This is a genomic window from Polycladomyces zharkentensis (assembly GCF_016938855.1).
Lineage (GTDB): Bacteria > Bacillota > Bacilli > Thermoactinomycetales > JIR-001 > Polycladomyces > Polycladomyces zharkentensis.
In genome coordinates, this window is the sequence record NZ_JAFHAP010000008.1 from 131,589 (window position 1) to 148,917 (window position 17,329).

General features: G+C 53.5%; 16 protein-coding genes. 14 read left to right on the top strand and 2 right to left on the bottom strand.

Features of this window, described 5'->3' with window-relative positions:
- The 8 genes from JQC72_RS07875 to JQC72_RS07910 all read left to right on the top strand — a co-directional run bounded on the left by JQC72_RS07875 (nt 1) and on the right by JQC72_RS07910 (nt 7,210).
- The gene (locus tag JQC72_RS07875) at nt 1-780 is read left to right on the top strand and encodes a class I SAM-dependent methyltransferase (RefSeq protein WP_205494552.1); all 780 of its coding nucleotides are present in this window, start codon (nt 1-3) and stop codon (nt 778-780) included.
- Nucleotides 777-1,712: a tRNA (adenosine(37)-N6)-dimethylallyltransferase MiaA gene (gene miaA, locus JQC72_RS07880; RefSeq protein WP_205494555.1), complete on the top strand. Its 936-nt coding sequence runs from the start codon at nt 777-779 to the stop codon at nt 1,710-1,712. Before JQC72_RS07875 ends, miaA begins: the two co-directional genes overlap by 4 nt.
- Before the next feature lie 39 nt (nt 1,713-1,751).
- Entirely contained in the window at nt 1,752-2,003 is a 252-nt protein-coding gene (hfq, locus tag JQC72_RS07885) for an RNA chaperone Hfq (RefSeq protein ID WP_205494562.1), read from the top strand.
- Nucleotides 2,004-2,126: 123 nt separating this feature from the next.
- The gene (locus tag JQC72_RS07890; RefSeq protein ID WP_205494564.1) at nt 2,127-3,098 is read left to right on the top strand and encodes an AAA family ATPase; all 972 of its coding nucleotides are present in this window, start codon (nt 2,127-2,129) and stop codon (nt 3,096-3,098) included.
- 79 nt (nt 3,099-3,177) lie between these two features.
- Nucleotides 3,178-4,413, top strand: a complete 1,236-nt coding sequence (hflX, locus tag JQC72_RS07895) for a GTPase HflX (RefSeq protein WP_302104604.1) — start codon at nt 3,178-3,180, stop codon at nt 4,411-4,413.
- A gap of 15 nt (nt 4,414-4,428) precedes the next feature.
- Nucleotides 4,429-5,694, top strand: a complete 1,266-nt coding sequence (locus JQC72_RS07900; RefSeq protein WP_419179851.1) for a methionine gamma-lyase family protein — start codon at nt 4,429-4,431, stop codon at nt 5,692-5,694.
- 1 nt (nt 5,695) lies between these two features.
- Entirely contained in the window at nt 5,696-6,196 is a 501-nt protein-coding gene (locus tag JQC72_RS07905) for a DUF456 domain-containing protein (RefSeq protein WP_205494566.1), read from the top strand.
- Nucleotides 6,197-6,232: 36 nt separating this feature from the next.
- Nucleotides 6,233-7,210, top strand: coding sequence for a LacI family DNA-binding transcriptional regulator (locus tag JQC72_RS07910; RefSeq protein WP_205494568.1), 978 nt, complete (start codon nt 6,233-6,235; stop codon nt 7,208-7,210).
- A 109-nt stretch (nt 7,211-7,319) separates the two neighbouring features.
- Here JQC72_RS07910 and gltP read toward each other — a convergent pair whose 3' ends face one another.
- The gene (gltP, locus tag JQC72_RS07915; RefSeq protein ID WP_205494570.1) at nt 7,320-8,591 is read right to left on the bottom strand and encodes a glutamate/aspartate:proton symporter GltP; all 1,272 of its coding nucleotides are present in this window, start codon (nt 8,589-8,591) and stop codon (nt 7,320-7,322) included.
- Between the two features lie 284 nt (nt 8,592-8,875).
- Between gltP and JQC72_RS07920 the strand changes: the two genes are divergently transcribed.
- Complete coding sequence (locus tag JQC72_RS07920; RefSeq protein ID WP_205494572.1) at nt 8,876-9,265, top strand: MerR family transcriptional regulator; 390 nt, start codon at nt 8,876-8,878, stop codon at nt 9,263-9,265.
- Between the two features lie 54 nt (nt 9,266-9,319).
- Nucleotides 9,320-10,657, top strand: coding sequence for a type I glutamate--ammonia ligase (glnA, locus tag JQC72_RS07925; protein ID WP_205494573.1), 1,338 nt, complete (start codon nt 9,320-9,322; stop codon nt 10,655-10,657).
- A gap of 99 nt (nt 10,658-10,756) precedes the next feature.
- On the opposite strand, the gene JQC72_RS07930 is transcribed toward glnA, so the two are convergent.
- Nucleotides 10,757-10,924, bottom strand: coding sequence for a hypothetical protein (locus tag JQC72_RS07930; RefSeq protein ID WP_205494574.1), 168 nt, complete (start codon nt 10,922-10,924; stop codon nt 10,757-10,759).
- Here JQC72_RS07930 and JQC72_RS07935 point away from each other — a divergent pair.
- The 4 genes from JQC72_RS07935 (at nt 10,923) to JQC72_RS07950 (ending at nt 16,925) form a co-directional block, all read left to right on the top strand.
- Nucleotides 10,923-11,750: an ABC transporter ATP-binding protein gene (locus JQC72_RS07935; protein WP_205494575.1), complete on the top strand. Its 828-nt coding sequence runs from the start codon at nt 10,923-10,925 to the stop codon at nt 11,748-11,750. The genes JQC72_RS07930 and JQC72_RS07935 overlap by 2 nt on opposite strands.
- Nucleotides 11,751-12,472: 722 nt before the next feature.
- The gene (gene asnS / locus JQC72_RS07940) at nt 12,473-13,765 is read left to right on the top strand and encodes an asparagine--tRNA ligase (protein WP_205494576.1); all 1,293 of its coding nucleotides are present in this window, start codon (nt 12,473-12,475) and stop codon (nt 13,763-13,765) included.
- Nucleotides 13,766-13,839: 74 nt separating this feature from the next.
- The gene (locus tag JQC72_RS07945) at nt 13,840-14,565 is read left to right on the top strand and encodes a DnaD domain-containing protein (RefSeq protein ID WP_205494577.1); all 726 of its coding nucleotides are present in this window, start codon (nt 13,840-13,842) and stop codon (nt 14,563-14,565) included.
- Nucleotides 14,566-14,678: 113 nt separating this feature from the next.
- On the top strand, nt 14,679-16,925 hold the full coding sequence (locus JQC72_RS07950) for a YheC/YheD family protein (protein ID WP_205494578.1): 2,247 nt from the start codon (nt 14,679-14,681) through the stop codon (nt 16,923-16,925).
- Nucleotides 16,926-17,329: the final 404 nt, after the last annotated feature.

Below are 17,329 nucleotides of genomic sequence, written 5' to 3' on the forward strand. Positions count from 1 at the left end.
ATGTTGGTGACCACGTCTTTTCATCCGCATGCCGGACAAAGGGAAGAGGCGCGGCATCTGGCCCGTCGGCTGGGTGTGCCCTACGTCGACCGGGAGCGTTTTCCCCTGGCGGAGTTGATGGAGCGAAACGGTGCCGATTCCGCAGTGGTGGTGACGCGGGAGGGATGGCACTGGGAAGATCGCGAAGGGCGGCAGTTCTTTTTTCACCCCAACATGTCCGTCCCGCGGATCAAACAACTGCGACAGGGAAACCCCGACCCGTTGGTGACCGTCAGCGGGATGCAACCCGGAGACCGGGTGTTGGACTGCACATTGGGGATGGGAGCAGATGCCGTCGTCTCCGCCTTCGTCACCGGGCAAACCGTGACCGGCTTGGAAAGTCAGCCGGTCATTGCCGAACTGGTGGCCCACGGTCTGAAAACATATCCGGCGAAAAACGAGGAATTGAAAAAGGCGATGCGTTCCATTGAAGTGGTTTGTACCGATTATCGGGAGTTTTTGCCGCAATGTGCGGAGCGCTCATACGATATCATTCTGTTTGATCCCATGTTCCGCGAAACGGTACGCGCATCCAGCGGAGTTCAGCCGCTTCGTCTGCTGGCCAATCTGGACCCGCTGGACCCGGAGACGGTTCGTCACGCGGTTCGGGTGGCCCGCAAGGCGGTTGTGCTGAAAGAGCGGCCGCAAAGCGGCGAGTTTGAACGATTGGGATTCGACATCGTGAAACAATCCGCCCGTTTCGCACTGGGTGTGATCCGGGTCGAAGGAGGGAGGGGATGAAAGAGAAAGCGGATTTGCTCGTCATCGTGGGGCCGACGGCGGTGGGCAAAACGGCGCTCAGCTTGAAGCTGGCCGAGTCGTTTCGCGGAGAGATCATCTCCGGCGATTCGATGCAGGTATACCGGTACATGGACATCGGTACCGCCAAGGCGACGCCGGCCGAACGGGCGCGTGTCCCTCATCATATGATCGACATCGTCGATCCGGACTATCCGTTTTCCGTGGATGAATTCCAGCGGATGGTAAAAGCGAAGATCCGTGAGATCCAGGTCCGCGGAAATCTGCCGATGCTGGTCGGGGGGACGGGATTGTATGTACAATCCGTCACCCACGGGTATCAGCTGCCCGGTGTGAAGGAAGACCCGGCCTTTCGGGAGGAGATGCATCGTTTGGCGGATGAACAGGGCAACGAAGCCCTGCACCGGCGATTGGCGAAGGTGGACCCGGAAACGGCGAAACGCCTGCATCCCAATGACAGACGTCGCATCATCCGTGCGCTGGAGGTATTTCATGCCAAAGGGGTTCCATTTTCCCATTTGCAAAAGCAGGAAGGTTCCCTGTACAATACATTGTGGATTGGCCTGACGATGCCACGGGAGCAGTTGTATGAGCGCATCAACCGGCGCGTGGATCAAATGATGGCCGACGGTTTGGTGGAAGAGGTGAAACGGTTGCGGGCGCTCGGTTACCGGGGTGACCTGACCTCCATGCAGGCGTTGGGATACAAGGAAATTCAGCAGTATCTCGACGGACATTTGACACTGGAGGAAGCAGTCGAGGCGATCAAGCGGGGGACGCGCAAATTTGCCAAACGACAGCTCTCTTGGTTCCGGCGTCTGAAAGAAATCCGTTGGTTTGACGTGACCCGCCCGGGCTTCACGGAAGAAATTCATCAGGTTGTAGCAGGAAAGTTCCCTGGTTACAGCGAATAGAGTAAACTAATGCCAAAACGTACATAGGAGGTACGGACTTTGAAACAATCCATCAACATTCAAGATACGTTTCTCAACCAAATCCGCAAAGAAGCGGTCCCTGTTACCATCTATCTCATAAACGGTTTCCAGCTTCGCGGAGTCGTACGGGGCTTCGATAATTTCACAATCGTGATTGACAGCGACGGTAAACAACAGATGGTCTATAAACACGCGATTTCCACTTTTACGCCGGCACGTCCGGTCTCTTTGCAACAACCGCAAGCCGAAGAGGCCGGTAAAGAAGCATAATACCGCCTCCCACAGAAACAACCGAGCGCACAACCCGCTCGGTTGTTTCATTTTTGTCCTTCACCAAATGCTGGGCTCCTGCGTATATATATGGAGCCGAATCGACCATAAGAGGTGACAAACATGAGCAGGCGGGTCATCACAAGAGAAACCAACCGGATTCAGGTGGTACTGGACTATGACTCGGATCGGGAAGGGTCGTCAGCGGCAACCGTTACCGATGTGATGGCGGATGCGATCGATCAACCGGAACATCTTCCCCTGCGTCGGTGCCTCGATGATTTGGATCGACTGGTAGGACTCAAGCGGGTCAAAGCATTCATCCATGAGATCTACGCTTGGCTGGAAGTGGGACGTCGGCGGATGGCGGCGGGGTTGTCGGCGGAACAGCAAGTGCTTCACATGATTTTCACAGGCAATCCGGGAACCGGAAAGACAACCGTGGCCCGTATCATGAGCCAACTGTTCAAGGAAATGGGTGTATTGGACAAAGGGCATTTGGTTGAAGTGGAACGGGCGGATTTGGTGGGGGAGTATATCGGCCATACGGCACAAAAAACGCGGGAGCATATCAAACAGGCGCTGGGAGGGATTTTGTTCATTGACGAGGCATATTCCCTGGCGCGCGGAGGGGAAAAAGATTTCGGCAAAGAGGCGATTGATACGCTGGTAAAAGCGATGGAGGACCACAAAAACGAATTTGTTCTCATTTTGGCCGGTTATTCAATGGAGATGGACCGGTTTATCCATTCCAACCCCGGTTTGCCGTCCCGGTTCCCGATTCATCTGGATTTCCCCGATTTCACCATCGATGAGCTGGTTGACATCGCGGACCGAATGGCAAAAGAAAGGCAATACCGGCTGTCCAATCCCGCCAAGGAAAAGTTGCGTCGTCATTTGCTCAAGGAGATGCGCTCGACGCACCCGTTCGGCAATGCCCGCTATGTTCGGAATCTGGTGGAACAAGCGATTCGGTTGCAAGCGGTTCGCCTGTTGAACGCACGCTATCCCACTCGGGATGATTTGATGTCCATCCGTGCGGAGGATCTCCGGTTTGCGCAAACTTCTTCCCCCACTTTTTCGTGGTATACTTAACATGGTTGTCAAATTTCCGCAAACCGGGGAGAGAGGATGAGGGACGATCGGAGAGGTCGAATCCAGGGAAAAAGCGATATTGGTCGGTTGCGGGTCCAAACGGGACGAATGGGAGGTCCGTTCCTCCCTGGAGGAGTTGTCCCGTTTGGCCGATACGGCCCGCGCCGAGGTGGTGGCCACTTTTGTCCAATTTCGGGACAAGGTGGATCCGGCCTGGTTCATCGGGCGCGGGAAAGCGGAAGAAATCGCGCGGGAAGCGGAAGAGCAAACGGTTGATCTCGTCGTATTCGACCGGGAGTTGACGCCGGCGCAATTGCACAATCTGGAACGGTTGATCCCCTGCAAGGTGATTGACCGCACCCAGTTGATTCTCGATATATTCGCCATGCGGGCCCGGACAAAAGAAGGGCGTCTGCAGGTGGAACTGGCACAACTGCAATACTTGCTGCCGCGCCTTTCGGGGCGGGGAAGGGAGCTGTCCCGTTTGGGCGGCGGGATCGGCACACGGGGTCCGGGGGAGACCCAACTGGAAACGGACCGACGTCACATCCGACGACGCATCCGCGATATTCGGCGCGAGTTGGAACAGGTGAAAAAACATCGGGCGCTGCATCAGTCCCGACGCCGAAAAAACGAAATTTTGCAGGTGGCGCTTGTCGGGTATACCAATGCGGGGAAATCCACGTTGCTCAACCGGCTGACCGCTTCGGACGTGTTGGCCGAAGACCGTTTGTTCGCCACATTGGACCCGACTTCCCGGGCGTTGCCGTTGCCTTCGGGGGAAACGGTGCTGCTGACGGACACCGTCGGTTTTATCCGGCACCTGCCGCACCAGTTGGTCGCGGCATTTCACTCCACATTGGAGCAGGTAAAAGAGGCCGATTTGCTGTTGCATGTAGTGGATATGAGTCATCCGGAAGCACAGGAACAAATCGAGGTAGTGGAATCGGTTTTGGAGGAGTTGGGAGCGTCTCACTTACCGGTGTTGTTGGTGTTCAACAAAGCAGACCGGGTGGCGGAAGCGCCATTGTTGGCGCCCGGTCGGGATACGATCGCCATCAGCGCATTTTCTGACAGGGACTTGGAACACTTGGTGCGCGCCATCGATGCAAGGCTGTATGAGACGGCCGTCATCGGGCGGGCGGAGATCCCTGCGGAGAAAGGGGATTGGCTGGCTTTGCTCCACAGTCGGGCACAGGTACAGGAAACGGAAATGGACGGTTCATGCCTCAGCATTACCTTTCGCATGCCCAAGCGGCGCTTTGATCGGCTTCCACCTGATTTACTGTCGCAAATTCAAATTCTGTCAATGTAGAAGTGGTGTGGTAGAGTGGACAAGTATTTGAAGCATGCAGAGGTCATCCAAAACTGGGCGCTTCGCGCAGAGGAGAAGATCGCGCGGCGTCTTATGGAAATCGAACGCGTGGTGGAAGAAAACCAATGGCGCGTATTGACCGCTTTCCGTGAGGAAGGCGTCGCCGAATATCATTTGCACGATTCCACCGGATACGGTTACGACGATCTGGGACGCACCGCGCTGGAATCGATATTTGCCAACGTGTTTGGGGCAGAAGCGGCACTCGTCCGCCCGCATATTGTTTCGGGCACACATGCGATTGCCGCTTGCCTGTTTGGTGTGCTCCGGCCGGGTGACGAATTGTTGTACATCACCGGCCAACCGTACGATACATTGCATCAGGTGATCGGCACAGGGCGGGACGGTTCCGGTTCGCTGGCCGACTACGGCATCCATTACCGCTTTGTTCCGTTGTTGCCGGGCGGAGAAGTGGATGAGGAGGGTGTGCGGCGGGCGATCAACGAGCGGACGCGCATGATCGGTATCCAACGGTCTCGCGGATATACGGATCGCCCCTCGTTCACGGTGGAGCAAATAGCCGGCATGGTTCGGTTGGTTCGGTCCCTGGCACCCGATGCTGTGATTTTTGTGGACAATTGTTACGGCGAGTTTGTGGAAACGAAGGAGCCGACGCATGTCGGAGCCGATTTGATCGCCGGATCGCTTATCAAAAACCCCGGTGGCGGCTTGGCCAAATCAGGCGGTTACATTGCCGGGAAAAAAGAGTGGGTGGAGCGTGCCGCCGCCCGATTGGTGGCACCGGGTATTCGAGCGGAAGGCGGTGCCACACACGGGTATTTGCGCGATTACTTCCAAGGGTTGTTTTTGGCGCCGCATGTGGTGGGGGAAGCATTGAAAGGAGCGGTGTTCGCGGCGGCCGTACTGGAGGAGGCAGGCTTTTCGACGGACCCCGGATGGGATTCGCCGCGGACGGACATCATCCAGCAGATCCGATTCGGCAACCCGGAAGCGTTGATCGCGTTTTGCCGGGGCATTCAGGCGGCATCCCCGATTGATGCCCATTTGCGGCCCGAACCGGCGCCGATGCCCGGTTACGATGATCCGGTGATCATGGCTGCGGGCACATTTGTTCAGGGGGCGAGTATCGAGTTGTCCGCCGACGGTCCGCTCCGGCCTCCCTATGTGGGATTCATGCAGGGCGGACTGACGTATGCGCATGTGAAAATCGGGATTTTGACGGCGTTGGATCACATTTTGGATATCAGGAGTGAAGGATAACATGGACACAGTGGGACATGTGTTGGTTTGGGTATTGATCGTCGCTTGTTTTCTGGTCGGCTTCGTCGGACTGTTCATCTCGGTATTGCCGGAGACGGTGGCAGTGGTGGCCGGGTTTGTCCTGTATCATTTTCTGATCGATTCCGATGCGCTGGGTTGGCCGTTTTGGACGGGTGTCATTCTCCTCACTGTCTTCAGCATGTTGATCGATTATATCGCGGGAGGGATTGCCGCCCGGAAATACGGAGCGTCCAAATGGGCGACTTGGGCGGCGATCATCGGAACGATTGTGTTTCCCATTCTGCTCGGTCCCCTGGGATTGATCGGGCTGATCTTCGGCCCGTTTGTGGCGGTGGTGCTGGTCGAACTCTTGCAACGCAAACCGTTCGGCCAGGCGGTACGCGCCGGATTCGGCACATGGGTGGGGATGATCAGTGGCATCTTTTTCAAAGGTTTGATCATGGTGGCGATGATTGTCTGGTTCCTGATCTTGGTGTTTTGAGGAGGCTGAAAGAAGCACTTCCGGGAGTGTGGAAACATGGCCAACATCAGACAGATCGCTGAAATGGCCGGTGTGTCAGTGGCGACGGTATCGCGCGTATTGAACAACCGGCCGTATGTGAGCGAGGAAAAGCGAAAAGCCGTGATGAAAGCTGTCCGGGAGTTGAACTATAAACAAAACATTCATGCCATCCATCTCAAAACGGGAAAGACTCACACAGTCGGTGTGATTCTCCCGTTTGTCAACCATCCCTACTTCGGGGCGATTCTGGAAGGGATTGCAAGTGAAGCGCTGAAGGCGAACCATCGTTTGATCGTGTGTCAAACCAACTATGATCCCGATGAGGAAATCGGGTTGCTGGAATCGCTCAAAATGAAGCAGATGGATGGTGTCATTATTTGTTCCAAAGCTGCGGATTGGGAACGCATCGAACCGTACGCGGTTCACGGTCCGATCGTTGCTTGTGAAGATACGGGCGACAAGGACATCTCATCGGTATATATCGATCATTACGGCGGTTTTATGACGGGGATGCGGTATCTGATCGAGAAAGGGCACCGTCGCATCGGTTATTGTATCGGGCGCGGACACAGCTTCAACAGTCGAAACCGAAAACGGGCCTTTCGGGACGCGTTGGAACAAATCGGTGAGATCCCCCGCAGGGAGTGGATGTTTGAGCAGTGTTTGACCATCGAAGACGGGGTGCGGGTTGTGCATGATTTGTCCAAAATGGAGGAGCGCCCTTCGGCGTTGTTGGTTTCATCTGATCTGGTGGCCGCGGGCATCATCATGGAGGCCCGCCGCCGGGGCTGGCGAATCCCGGGAGATTTGGCGGTGATGGGATTTGACAATCTTCCGATCGCACAAGTATTGGATTTGTCTACGATCGAACACCCTGGACGCCGAATGGGCGAGTGCGCTTTTCGCCTGTTGCTGTCCGGAATCGGGAAAGAACGGCCGGAACCGGAGCGCATCGAACTTCCCTACCGGTTGATCGAGCGGGGAACGGTATGAGATGAGATGCCGACAAAAAAAGCCGTTACCGTGTCGGATTATGTCCGGCTGGTAACGGCTTTTGTATCGTAACGGTTCGCAAGGCTTGTCCTTTGATTTGGCGAGTCGTTCACGCCGCTTGCTTCACTTCTTCCCAATAGGCTTCCGCTTGTTTATCATTGTACTGTTTCTCCCATTTGGACATCACGATGGCCGCCAGCGAGTTGCCGCAGACGTTGACTGCCGTCCGGGCCATGTCCATCAAACGATCAACACCGGCGATGAAGGCCAATCCTTCCACCGGCAATCCCATCGCACCCAGCGTAGCCAGGAGTACGACGAAGGAGACGCCCGGTACGCCGGCGATCCCTTTGGAGGTGACCATCAGCGTCAAGAGCAAGGTAATTTGTTCTCCCACCGACAGATCGATGCCATACATTTGCGCGATAAAGATGGCCGCAATCGCCTGATACAGCGTGGAGCCGTCCAGGTTGAACGAATAGCCGGTCGGGATGACGAAGGATGTGATGGCTTTCGGACAGCCGAATTTCTCCATCTTCTCCATCAGCTTCGGCAATACCGTTTCCGAGCTGGCGGTGGAATAGGCCAAGATCAGCTCATCCTTCAGAATGCGGATGATCCGGAAGATGCTCGTACCGACGATTTTGGCTGTCACGCCCAGCACGACCAAAACGAAGAAAATCATCGATGCGTACACGAGCAACACCAATTTGCTCAGCGGTATCAACGAATCCACGCCGAATTTGGAGACGGTAACCCCGATCAGGGCAAACACGCCGAACGGCGCAAATTTCATGACCTGGTTGGTCACGTAGAACATCGCTTCAGCAGTTCCCTGGAAGAACCTCAACACCGGTTTTCCTTTGTCTCCGATGGCCGCCACACCCAATCCGAACAGTACGGAAAAGAAAATGATGGACAGCATGTGGCCTTCCGCCAGGGAGGTAAACAGGTTTTCCGGTACGATGTTGACGAAAGTATCGGCAAAGCCGTGATCTTCCACTTCTTTGGTAGTATCCACATATTTTTGGATATCTTCCTTATGCAGCGATTTCATGTCCACGCCGGCGCCGGGCTGGAACACATTTGCAGCGAGCAGTCCGATGATCAGCGCGACAGTGGTGATGATTTCGAAATACAAGAGCGTTTTCCCGCCCAATTTTCCTAATTTTTTAATGTCTCCGACACCTGCGACGCCAACGACCAAGCTGGAGATGACGATCGGGATCACGATCATTTTGATCAGCCGAATGAAGATATCGCCGATCGGTTTCAGATATTGTTCGACGGCAGGGTTGCCATAAAAAACGGCGCCTACCGTTATACCCAAAATCAATCCGATCAAGATTTGCCACGCGAGTCCCAATTTCCCTTTTGCCATATTCTCACCCTCCCGTTTGTCGACATGGTTGTGCTTCTTGGGTCAAAAAATGTTGCACACAATACAACATATTAGATCAATTTCAGCTTTCAATCAAGCGAGGGGCCTTCATTCCCCCTTCCATACAGGTACTGGCATGTGATAAGGTGGGATTACAAGGCAGGAGAACGCTCCGAACAAAAAAGCGATCCGTTGATTTATGTCATTTTTTCTAACACCCATTGACAAATGAAATTGACACGAATACAATAGCAGTAAAGTCAAGCAAGAGAGGAGGCGCCCACATGCGAGATGAGATCCGTAGGAACATGCCTTTGTTTCCCATGGGCATCGTGACAAAATTGACGGAACTCACTCCGCGGCAGGTGCGCTACTACGAGCAACAAGGTTTGATCCGACCCGCTCGGACAAAAGGAAATCAACGCCTGTTTTCCTTCAATGACGTAGATCGCCTGTTGCAAATCAAAAGCTTGATGGAAAAAGGCGTGAACGTGGCCGGCGTCAAGGAAGTGTTATTGAAACAGGCGGCGGAATCGGCACAGCCATCCAAAGAGAAACGTCGTCACGACATCACGGATGCCGAATTGCGCAAATTGTTGAAACGGCAACTGTCTGAGTTGCGTCCGGGTCAAGCGCATTTGATCCAAGGAGAACTTTCCCGGTTTTTCCACTGATGCGATCAAGCCATCTGGCTTACCATAAACACACCAGAAAAAGGAGCGTTCTCTATGCCTCGATTCACACGTGAAGACATTTTGAAGTCTGTAGAAGAGAACAACGTCCAGTATATCCGTCTTCAGTTCACGGATCTGTTGGGCACGATCAAAAACGTGGAAATCCCGCGCAGTCAGCTGGAAAAAGCGCTGGACAACAAAATGATGTTTGACGGTTCTTCGATTGAAGGGTTTGTGCGGATTGAAGAATCCGATATGTACCTGTATCCGGATCTGGACACGTGGGTGATTTATCCGTGGAGCTCGGGGTCTGAAGGGAAAGTGGCCGGACTCATTTGTGATATTTATCTGCCGGATGGCAATCCGTTCCCGGGAGACCCGCGCGGCATCCTGAAAAAAGTGCTGAGAGAAGCCGAAGAAATGGGCTTCACTTCGTTCAACGTCGGTCCGGAACCGGAGTTCTTCCTCTTCAAAACCAACGAAAAAGGCGAACCGACGATGGATCTGAATGATAACGGCGGTTATTTCGACTTGGCCCCCCTGGATCTGGGCGAAAACTGCCGTCGTGACATCGTCGTGACGCTGGACAAGATGGGCTTCGAAGTGGAAGCTTCCCACCACGAAGTGGCACCCGGTCAACATGAGATAGACTTCAAATACGCCAACGCGGTGCGGGCGGCCGACAATATTCAGATCTTCAAACTGGTGGTGAAAAACATCGCCCGCCGTTACGGTCTGCATGCAACCTTTATGCCGAAACCGCTGTTTGGTGTGAACGGTTCCGGTATGCACTGCCACCAATCCCTGTTCCGGGGCAATGAAAACGCCTTTTACGATGAAAACGACGAGCTGGGTCTGAGCGAAACCGCACGTTATTTCCTGGCCGGTATTTTGAAACACGCCCGTGCCTTTGCGGCGATCACCAACCCGTTGGTCAACTCTTACAAACGGTTGGTGCCGGGGTATGAAGCTCCTTGCTACGTGGCTTGGTCTCCGAAAAACCGCAGTCCGTTGGTGCGCGTACCGGCTTCCCGCGGTTTGAGCACCCGGATCGAAGTGCGCAACCCGGACCCGTCCGCCAACCCGTATCTGGCTTTGGCGGTCATGCTGAAAGCCGGTCTGGACGGTATCAAAAACAAATTGCCGCTTCCGCCGCAAACAGACCGCAATATTTACGTCATGGACGAAGAAGAACGTCGGGAAGCGGGCATCGAATCCTTGCCGGCCACGCTGAAAGAAGCGTTGGAAGAGCTGAAAAAAGATCCGGTTATCTGCGATGCGCTCGGCGAACATGCCTTGGCCCACTTCATCGAAGCCAAAGAAATCGAGTGGGATATGTTCCGCACGCAAGTTCATCCTTGGGAGCGCGAACAATACCTGTCTCTGTACTGAGCCGACAAAAAAGGCACCTCCTGCGACCGTGCAGGGGGTGCCTTTTTTTGATGAACTTTATCCGAAAAAACTAGACATCGGGAAGGAGTTCGATTAGGATTAATAGTGTGACCATTTACTGATAATGATTTTCAAATTCATCGTATGCGTGCAGGGGTTGACGCGCAATCCGCTGACGCTGTTCAGCGTGTTGGGCGTTTCCTCCTGCACCAGCTTAAATGGACGGACATCGAGGATTCCCTGATGGATTGAGGAGGGTGTAAACATGAACGAAACACATTTCTGTGTCCGGGATCTGTCGTTGGCGTACGGAAAAAAACGAATCATTGAAACACTCAACATCGACATCCCCATCGGTCACATCACGGCGCTGATCGGTCGCAACGGTTCCGGCAAATCGACCCTGCTCAAGGCGATGGCACGGCTGATTCAACCGCAGGGAGGGGCCGTCTATCTCGATGGCAAAGCGATTCATGAGATGCCGACGCGGGAAGTGTCCCGTCGTCTCGCCATCTTGCCGCAACATACCCAATCTCCCGAAGGGATGACAGTGGAAGAGCTGGTATGGCACGGACGATTTCCACATCAGTCAGTTTGGGGAGGCAGGCGCAAGGAAGACCGTCAAATCGTCCAATGGGCGATGGAGATGACGGGTGTGGCGGAATGGGCTGACCGTCCGCTCTCCTCTCTGTCCGGAGGCCAGCGGCAACGGGCGTGGATCGCCATGGCACTCGCGCAAAAAACGCCGCTGTTGTTGTTGGATGAACCGACGACGTATCTGGATTTGGCCTATCAGATTGATTTGCTGGATCTGTTGAAACGGTTGAATGAAACGGAAGGAATCACTGTCGTCATGGTTCTGCATGATATCAACCAGGCGGCACGCTATGCCCATCGACTGATCGCGCTTCAAGACGGCAAGGTGGTCGCACAGGGTACACCGTCATCCGTGATCACCCCGCAAACCATTGAATCCGTCTTTGGCATTCAGGCCAAAGTGATTGCCGACCCCGTGACGGGTCACCCGATGTGTATCCCTCTCACTACCGCGACCAGAGAGGATACGCAACAACCCATGGCACTGGGGCAATAGAAGGCGGACTGAAAAATAAGCCGGAGGGTTGGAGAACATGGGGTGAGCGGGATGACTCGTGATGAACGAAATCCCTGCTGGCGCCACCGAAAACGGTGAAAACGCTGTTGGTGCTGCACCCGTTTTCGGGGGACAGGTATCGGCGTTGATCGATGAAGCGCTGCCATGACAGCGATGAGACATTGCAAACAACCGGTAGTAACTCGTCGATCGACTCGGTGGATTTCACAAGCCCGGCGCGTTTGGGTGACATTTGACCATGGAATCATTTGTCACCTGGACGGGAAACGCTTTGATGGAAGTGTATGGTGGAAGTCGTTTCGAAGATTCGTGACCGGTGAGAAGAATCTGACCACCACTTCGTTCATTACCGGCGGTGATCGACAAAAGCAAGCCCATGGCGATTCACGCCTGTCATACCGGAAACAGACAAAGAAAAGCGTCCTCATCAAAGCCGCGATTCATCGCCAACAACGATTGAGTGAAAAAATCCGCTGCGAAAGATGCGCAGCGTTTTTTTACGATTAAAATAATATAAACAAGTTTGCTGCACAAACCATATGTATACTCCTGCCCATCATGCTAGCCGTCACGACGCCAAGAAAACCGACGGGTTACGCGATGTTTCCCGGTTTTTGCCGAACGGTGAACCGGTTTCATTGACTGCCCCGATTTGATGGTTGTATAATGAACGAAGTCGATGAAATGATGGAGGTTGGCGAATGGTGTTAACCATGATTCGGGATATCGCCGCCCATGTTGGAAAAGAAGTGAAGTTGGGCGGATGGCTTTATAATAAACGATCCAGCGGTAAGATTCAGTTTCTGCAGATTCGTGACGGTTCCGGCGTGATTCAAGGCGTTTTGGTAAAAAGTCAAGTCTCCCCGGAAGTGTGGGAGAAGGCGAACCGGTTGACACAAGAGAGTTCCTTGTATGTGCAGGGCACGGTTCGCAAGGACGACCGGGCTCCCAGCGGATACGAGTTGGACGTGACTGACGTCGACATCATCCAGGTGGCGGACGAATATCCGATCTCACTGAAAGAACACGGAGTCGAATTCCTGATGGACCATCGCCATCTGTGGATTCGCACTCCGCGGCAACAAGCGATTCTGCGGATTCGTGCGGAAATCATCCGCGCGATTCAGGACTATCTGAACCACAACGGGTTTACGCTGGTGGACCCGCCGATCTTAACACCGTCTTCCTGTGAAGGAACGACAACGCTCTTTCACACCAAATATTTCGATGAAGATGCCTATTTGACGCAGAGTGGGCAGCTGTATTTGGAAGCGGCCGCGATGGCGCTGGGACGGGTGTATTCATTCGGTCCGGCGTTCCGTGCGGAAAAATCCAAAACACGGCGCCACCTGATTGAGTTTTGGATGATCGAACCGGAAATGGCGTTCGTCGACCACGAAGGGAACATGAAGATCCAGGAGGAATTGGTATCCCACGTGGTACAGCACGTCCTGAACCAATGTCGGCGGGAACTGGAAACCATCGGTCGCGACATCGCGCCTTTGGAAAGGGTGAAACCGCCTTTTCCGAGGATTACTTATGATGAAGCGGTGGAATTGTTAAAGAAGGAAGGATTTGAGTTTGAGTGGGGCGAAGATTTCGGAGCACCCCATGAAACCAAAATCGCCGAGAGTTTCGATCGCCCGGTGTTCATCACCCACTATCCCACGGAGATCAAGGCATTTTACATGAAACCCGATCCCAACCGGCCGGAAGTCGTGCTGGGAGCGGATTTGATCGCACCGGAAGGCTATGGGGAAATCATCGGAGGCAGTCAACGGATCGACGATCCCCAACTGCTGGAACAGCGATTCCAAGAACACAACTTGCCGCGTGAGGCGTACCAATGGTACATGGATCTTCGTAAATACGGCACCGTCCCGCATTCCGGATTCGGTCTGGGATTGGAACGGACGGTAGCCTGGATTTGCGGTTTGGATCATGTTCGTGAAACGATTCCGTTCCCGCGGATGTTGAACCGATTGTATCCGTAAATAACGAGAAATGGCGGTCTGTTGGGCCGCCATTTCGTTTCCCCGGCAGTAACTTGATGAGAGGTGGAAGAAACATGGATCGAAAGCGGTCGCCGCACACCGCGCTCGTCCAGATGTTGCAGGAAGGGTCCATTTCTTTACCGGTCGTGTTGTTCACCCAGTACAAACGGTTGGGCCTTTCCGAAGGGGAAGTGATGCTGCTCATTCACATCATGTTGTATCAGGAAAAGGAAGGGAAGTCCTTCCCGACGGTAAGCGAGCTGGAAGAGCGGATGAGTGTGTCGGCGGACCAAGTCGTTCGGTGGCTCCAATCCCTGGTACGCGGTGGCTTTTTGTCCATAGACGAAGAAGTGACGGAGAACGGAATTCACAGTGAACGGTATTCCACCAGACCACTGTTGCAACAATTGGCCGCCGCTTATTTGGAAGGCGAGGTCCCCGATATGACGGAAGAGGAGGGAGAGGAAGACGTTTACGGACGACTGTTTCAAACGTTTGAGCAAGAGTTCGGGCGTCCGTTGTCGCCGATGGAGTGTGAAACATTGTCCCATTGGATTGACCAGGATGGTTATTCCACCGAGCTGATCCTGGCGGCTCTGCGGGAGGCGGTTTTCAGCAACAAATTGAATTTCCGTTACATTGACCGTATATTGTTGGAGTGGCAACGCAACCGGATTCAAACGCCCGAAGAAGCAATCGAGTATGCCAAAAAGTTTCACCAAAAGGGCGTGCTGTACCAATCAACGCCTCACCAGAAAAAGGACGGGTTTTCGTTTTACAACTGGGTAAACCAGAATTAACCTCAAAATAGACAGAAGCCATGCGGCTTTTGTCTATTTTGTTTTTTATAGACGAATGTTTACGTTCCTTTTGCCCCTTCGGCATACACATATAGGGACAGGAGGGGAGCGGGATGACATATGACGTAGGTATTTTGGTAAATCGGTACATTTTTCGTCAATGCCTTTTGGGTAAATCCCCCTATGAGTCTTTCGCCCTGTATGACCGGTTTGCCAGGCGCGAAGGGCTGCGTGCCGTATTTTTCTCTCTGGAGGATATCGCATTTGATGACTTGTCGGTGCGCGCACATATCTGGAAGGGACCGGGTAACTATCAAATTCGTCGGATTCCCCTGCCAACGGTGATTCATAATCGTGTGCGGCCCACATCACGCGAGGCACAGGGACGCTTATTCCGCTTGCGTACCCTGCCTTTCACGCAACTCTTCAATGCTAACAACCGAATGAATAAATGGTTCATGTACGACTGTCTGAAACATGACTCCGAACTGGTTCAGCATTTGCCTGAAACGGCCAGACTGACTCCAGAAACCGCGATATCGTTTTTGAAAAAGCACGGTTCCGTCTATATCAAACCGACCAACAAAAGTTTGGGGATCGGTTTGGTACGATTGGATCCGTTGAGGGATGAGGAAATCTGGGTGGCGTCCACTCCTTACCGATTCAGAAGGACGTTGTATTCAATACCTGAGCTGAAGGCGTTTATCAGCAGACTTGGCCGGAAAGGGGAAACCATCGTGCAGCAGCCGGTTTCACTTTCCCGTATAGGCGAGCGACCCATCGATCTGCGGGTGGCCGTTCAACGCGATCGGCAAGGAAAGTGGCAAGTATCGGGGATCGTCGCACGTGTGGGTCCTGAACACGGTATCGCGACCAATGTGGCTGTGGGTGGCCGGGCGGTACCGCTCAAGTCAGTTTATTCCCAATTCGAAGGGTTGTGCCCGCTTCCCAGGTTGAAAGAGCAAATCGAACGGATCGTGTTACAAGCGGCGGAACGATTGTCAGAAAAGATACCGGGAATGGCCGATCTCGGTTTTGATGTGGGTGTGGATCAAAAGGGACATTTGTGGATCATCGAGGTGAATGGCCGCGATTTGCGCATTACGTTTCGCCAAGCCCAGGAATGGGGACAATGGCATGAAACGTTTGCCAAACCCATGGAATATGCCGGTTGGCTGTTGCGACAGCAGCCGCATATACAACCGCCCAAACCGACGGTAGCATGGTTGACACCCGGCTCCCTCCCGGTGACACCCGATGGAGGCGGATCGGTGGAGACATGTGTACGCGAAATATTGCCGCATTTGGCCGAGACACATCAAGTGTACCTGATTGGAAAAAACATCCAAACGGAACACGCATTGTGCGTTCCATGTCGAGCCGACCATTCGCAATGTTATCTCAAGGAAGCGATTGGTCATCTGAGACGCTTACGCCCGCAGTTGATTCACATCGATAACCGTCCGGCGTATGTCCGACAGGTCCGGTCGGCATGTCCGGATGCCCGCATTACGTTGTATCTTCATTCGGAGACGTATGCGACACCGCCGATGATGGACAAAAATTCATTGCGAAAGAGTATCCGGTTGGCAGACCGGGTGATGACGAACAGCCGCTTCATGGCCCAATGGTTGTACCGGCTATTTCCACGAATGGCAGACAAGGTGACAGTTGTGCCGCTGGGCGTCAATCTGGAGAGATTCCCTCCCATCGGCGACCCTGATGTACTGCGCCAACGCATCGAGCTCCGAAAAACCATGGGTCTGGAAGAGAAAAAGGTGATTTTATATGTTGGCAGGGTCATCGAACAAAAGGGACTGGCATTTTTACTCCGCGCCTTACCGATCATTCGACAAAAACATCCGGATACTGCATTGGTGATTGTCGGCAGCAGTCGCTACGGCCGTCATGTGGAAACACCTTATGCAAAAGAAATTCAGGAACAGATCCGCTCATTGAAAGAGGACGTTCATTGGATTCCCCACGTCCCGCATACGGAAGTGCCGCGATATTATCAGATGGCCGATGTATTGGTAACCCCGTCCATCGGACCGGAAGCGTTTTGTTTGGTCAATGTGGAAGGGATGGCAACCGGTTTGCCTGTCGTATCGGTAAAAACGGGAGGTATTTCGGAGGTGGTGGAGGACGGCGTATCCGGTATTCTCGTTACCAAAAATTATCTGGCCAAACGTTTGGCCCGGGCTTGCATCGATTTGTTCGATCACCCGCACAAGATGGAGCAATTGAGCCAGGCCGCCCGAAAGCGTGTGGAGGACCACTATCGATGGGAATTGGTGGCCGAGCGCTTCCAAACCGTTTTCCAACAACTCATGCAAACGACCATCGATGCAACCGGTTGACCGGATTCATGTCAACAAAGTTGCTATTATGCGTGTGATGAGGTCGTGGCCGCCGTGACGCGACCGCAAGTGGCGGGTACGGACGAAGGAGAAAGCGAAGCGGAGTCGGCTGTGACAAGTGCAATCGGTGCGCTGATTGCAACAAGGTGCCGCGATCTCTGTAATTCAACTGGAACGGATTTGGGTAGTATGGAGTTGAGAAGTGCGAAAAACACTGCTTTGACGGGAAATTTGGACCCACTACCCGAAATTTCGGGAGGTTCAATTTCCCCGATAATCCTCTCCACATTGTGGAGGGGATTTTTTGGTCGTTCGAATGTAAGAAAAATTGACATAAAAGTATTGATCTCTGCCCCTGTTCGTGTTAATATACATAATCAAAGAAAGGTTATGTCAGGAAAATT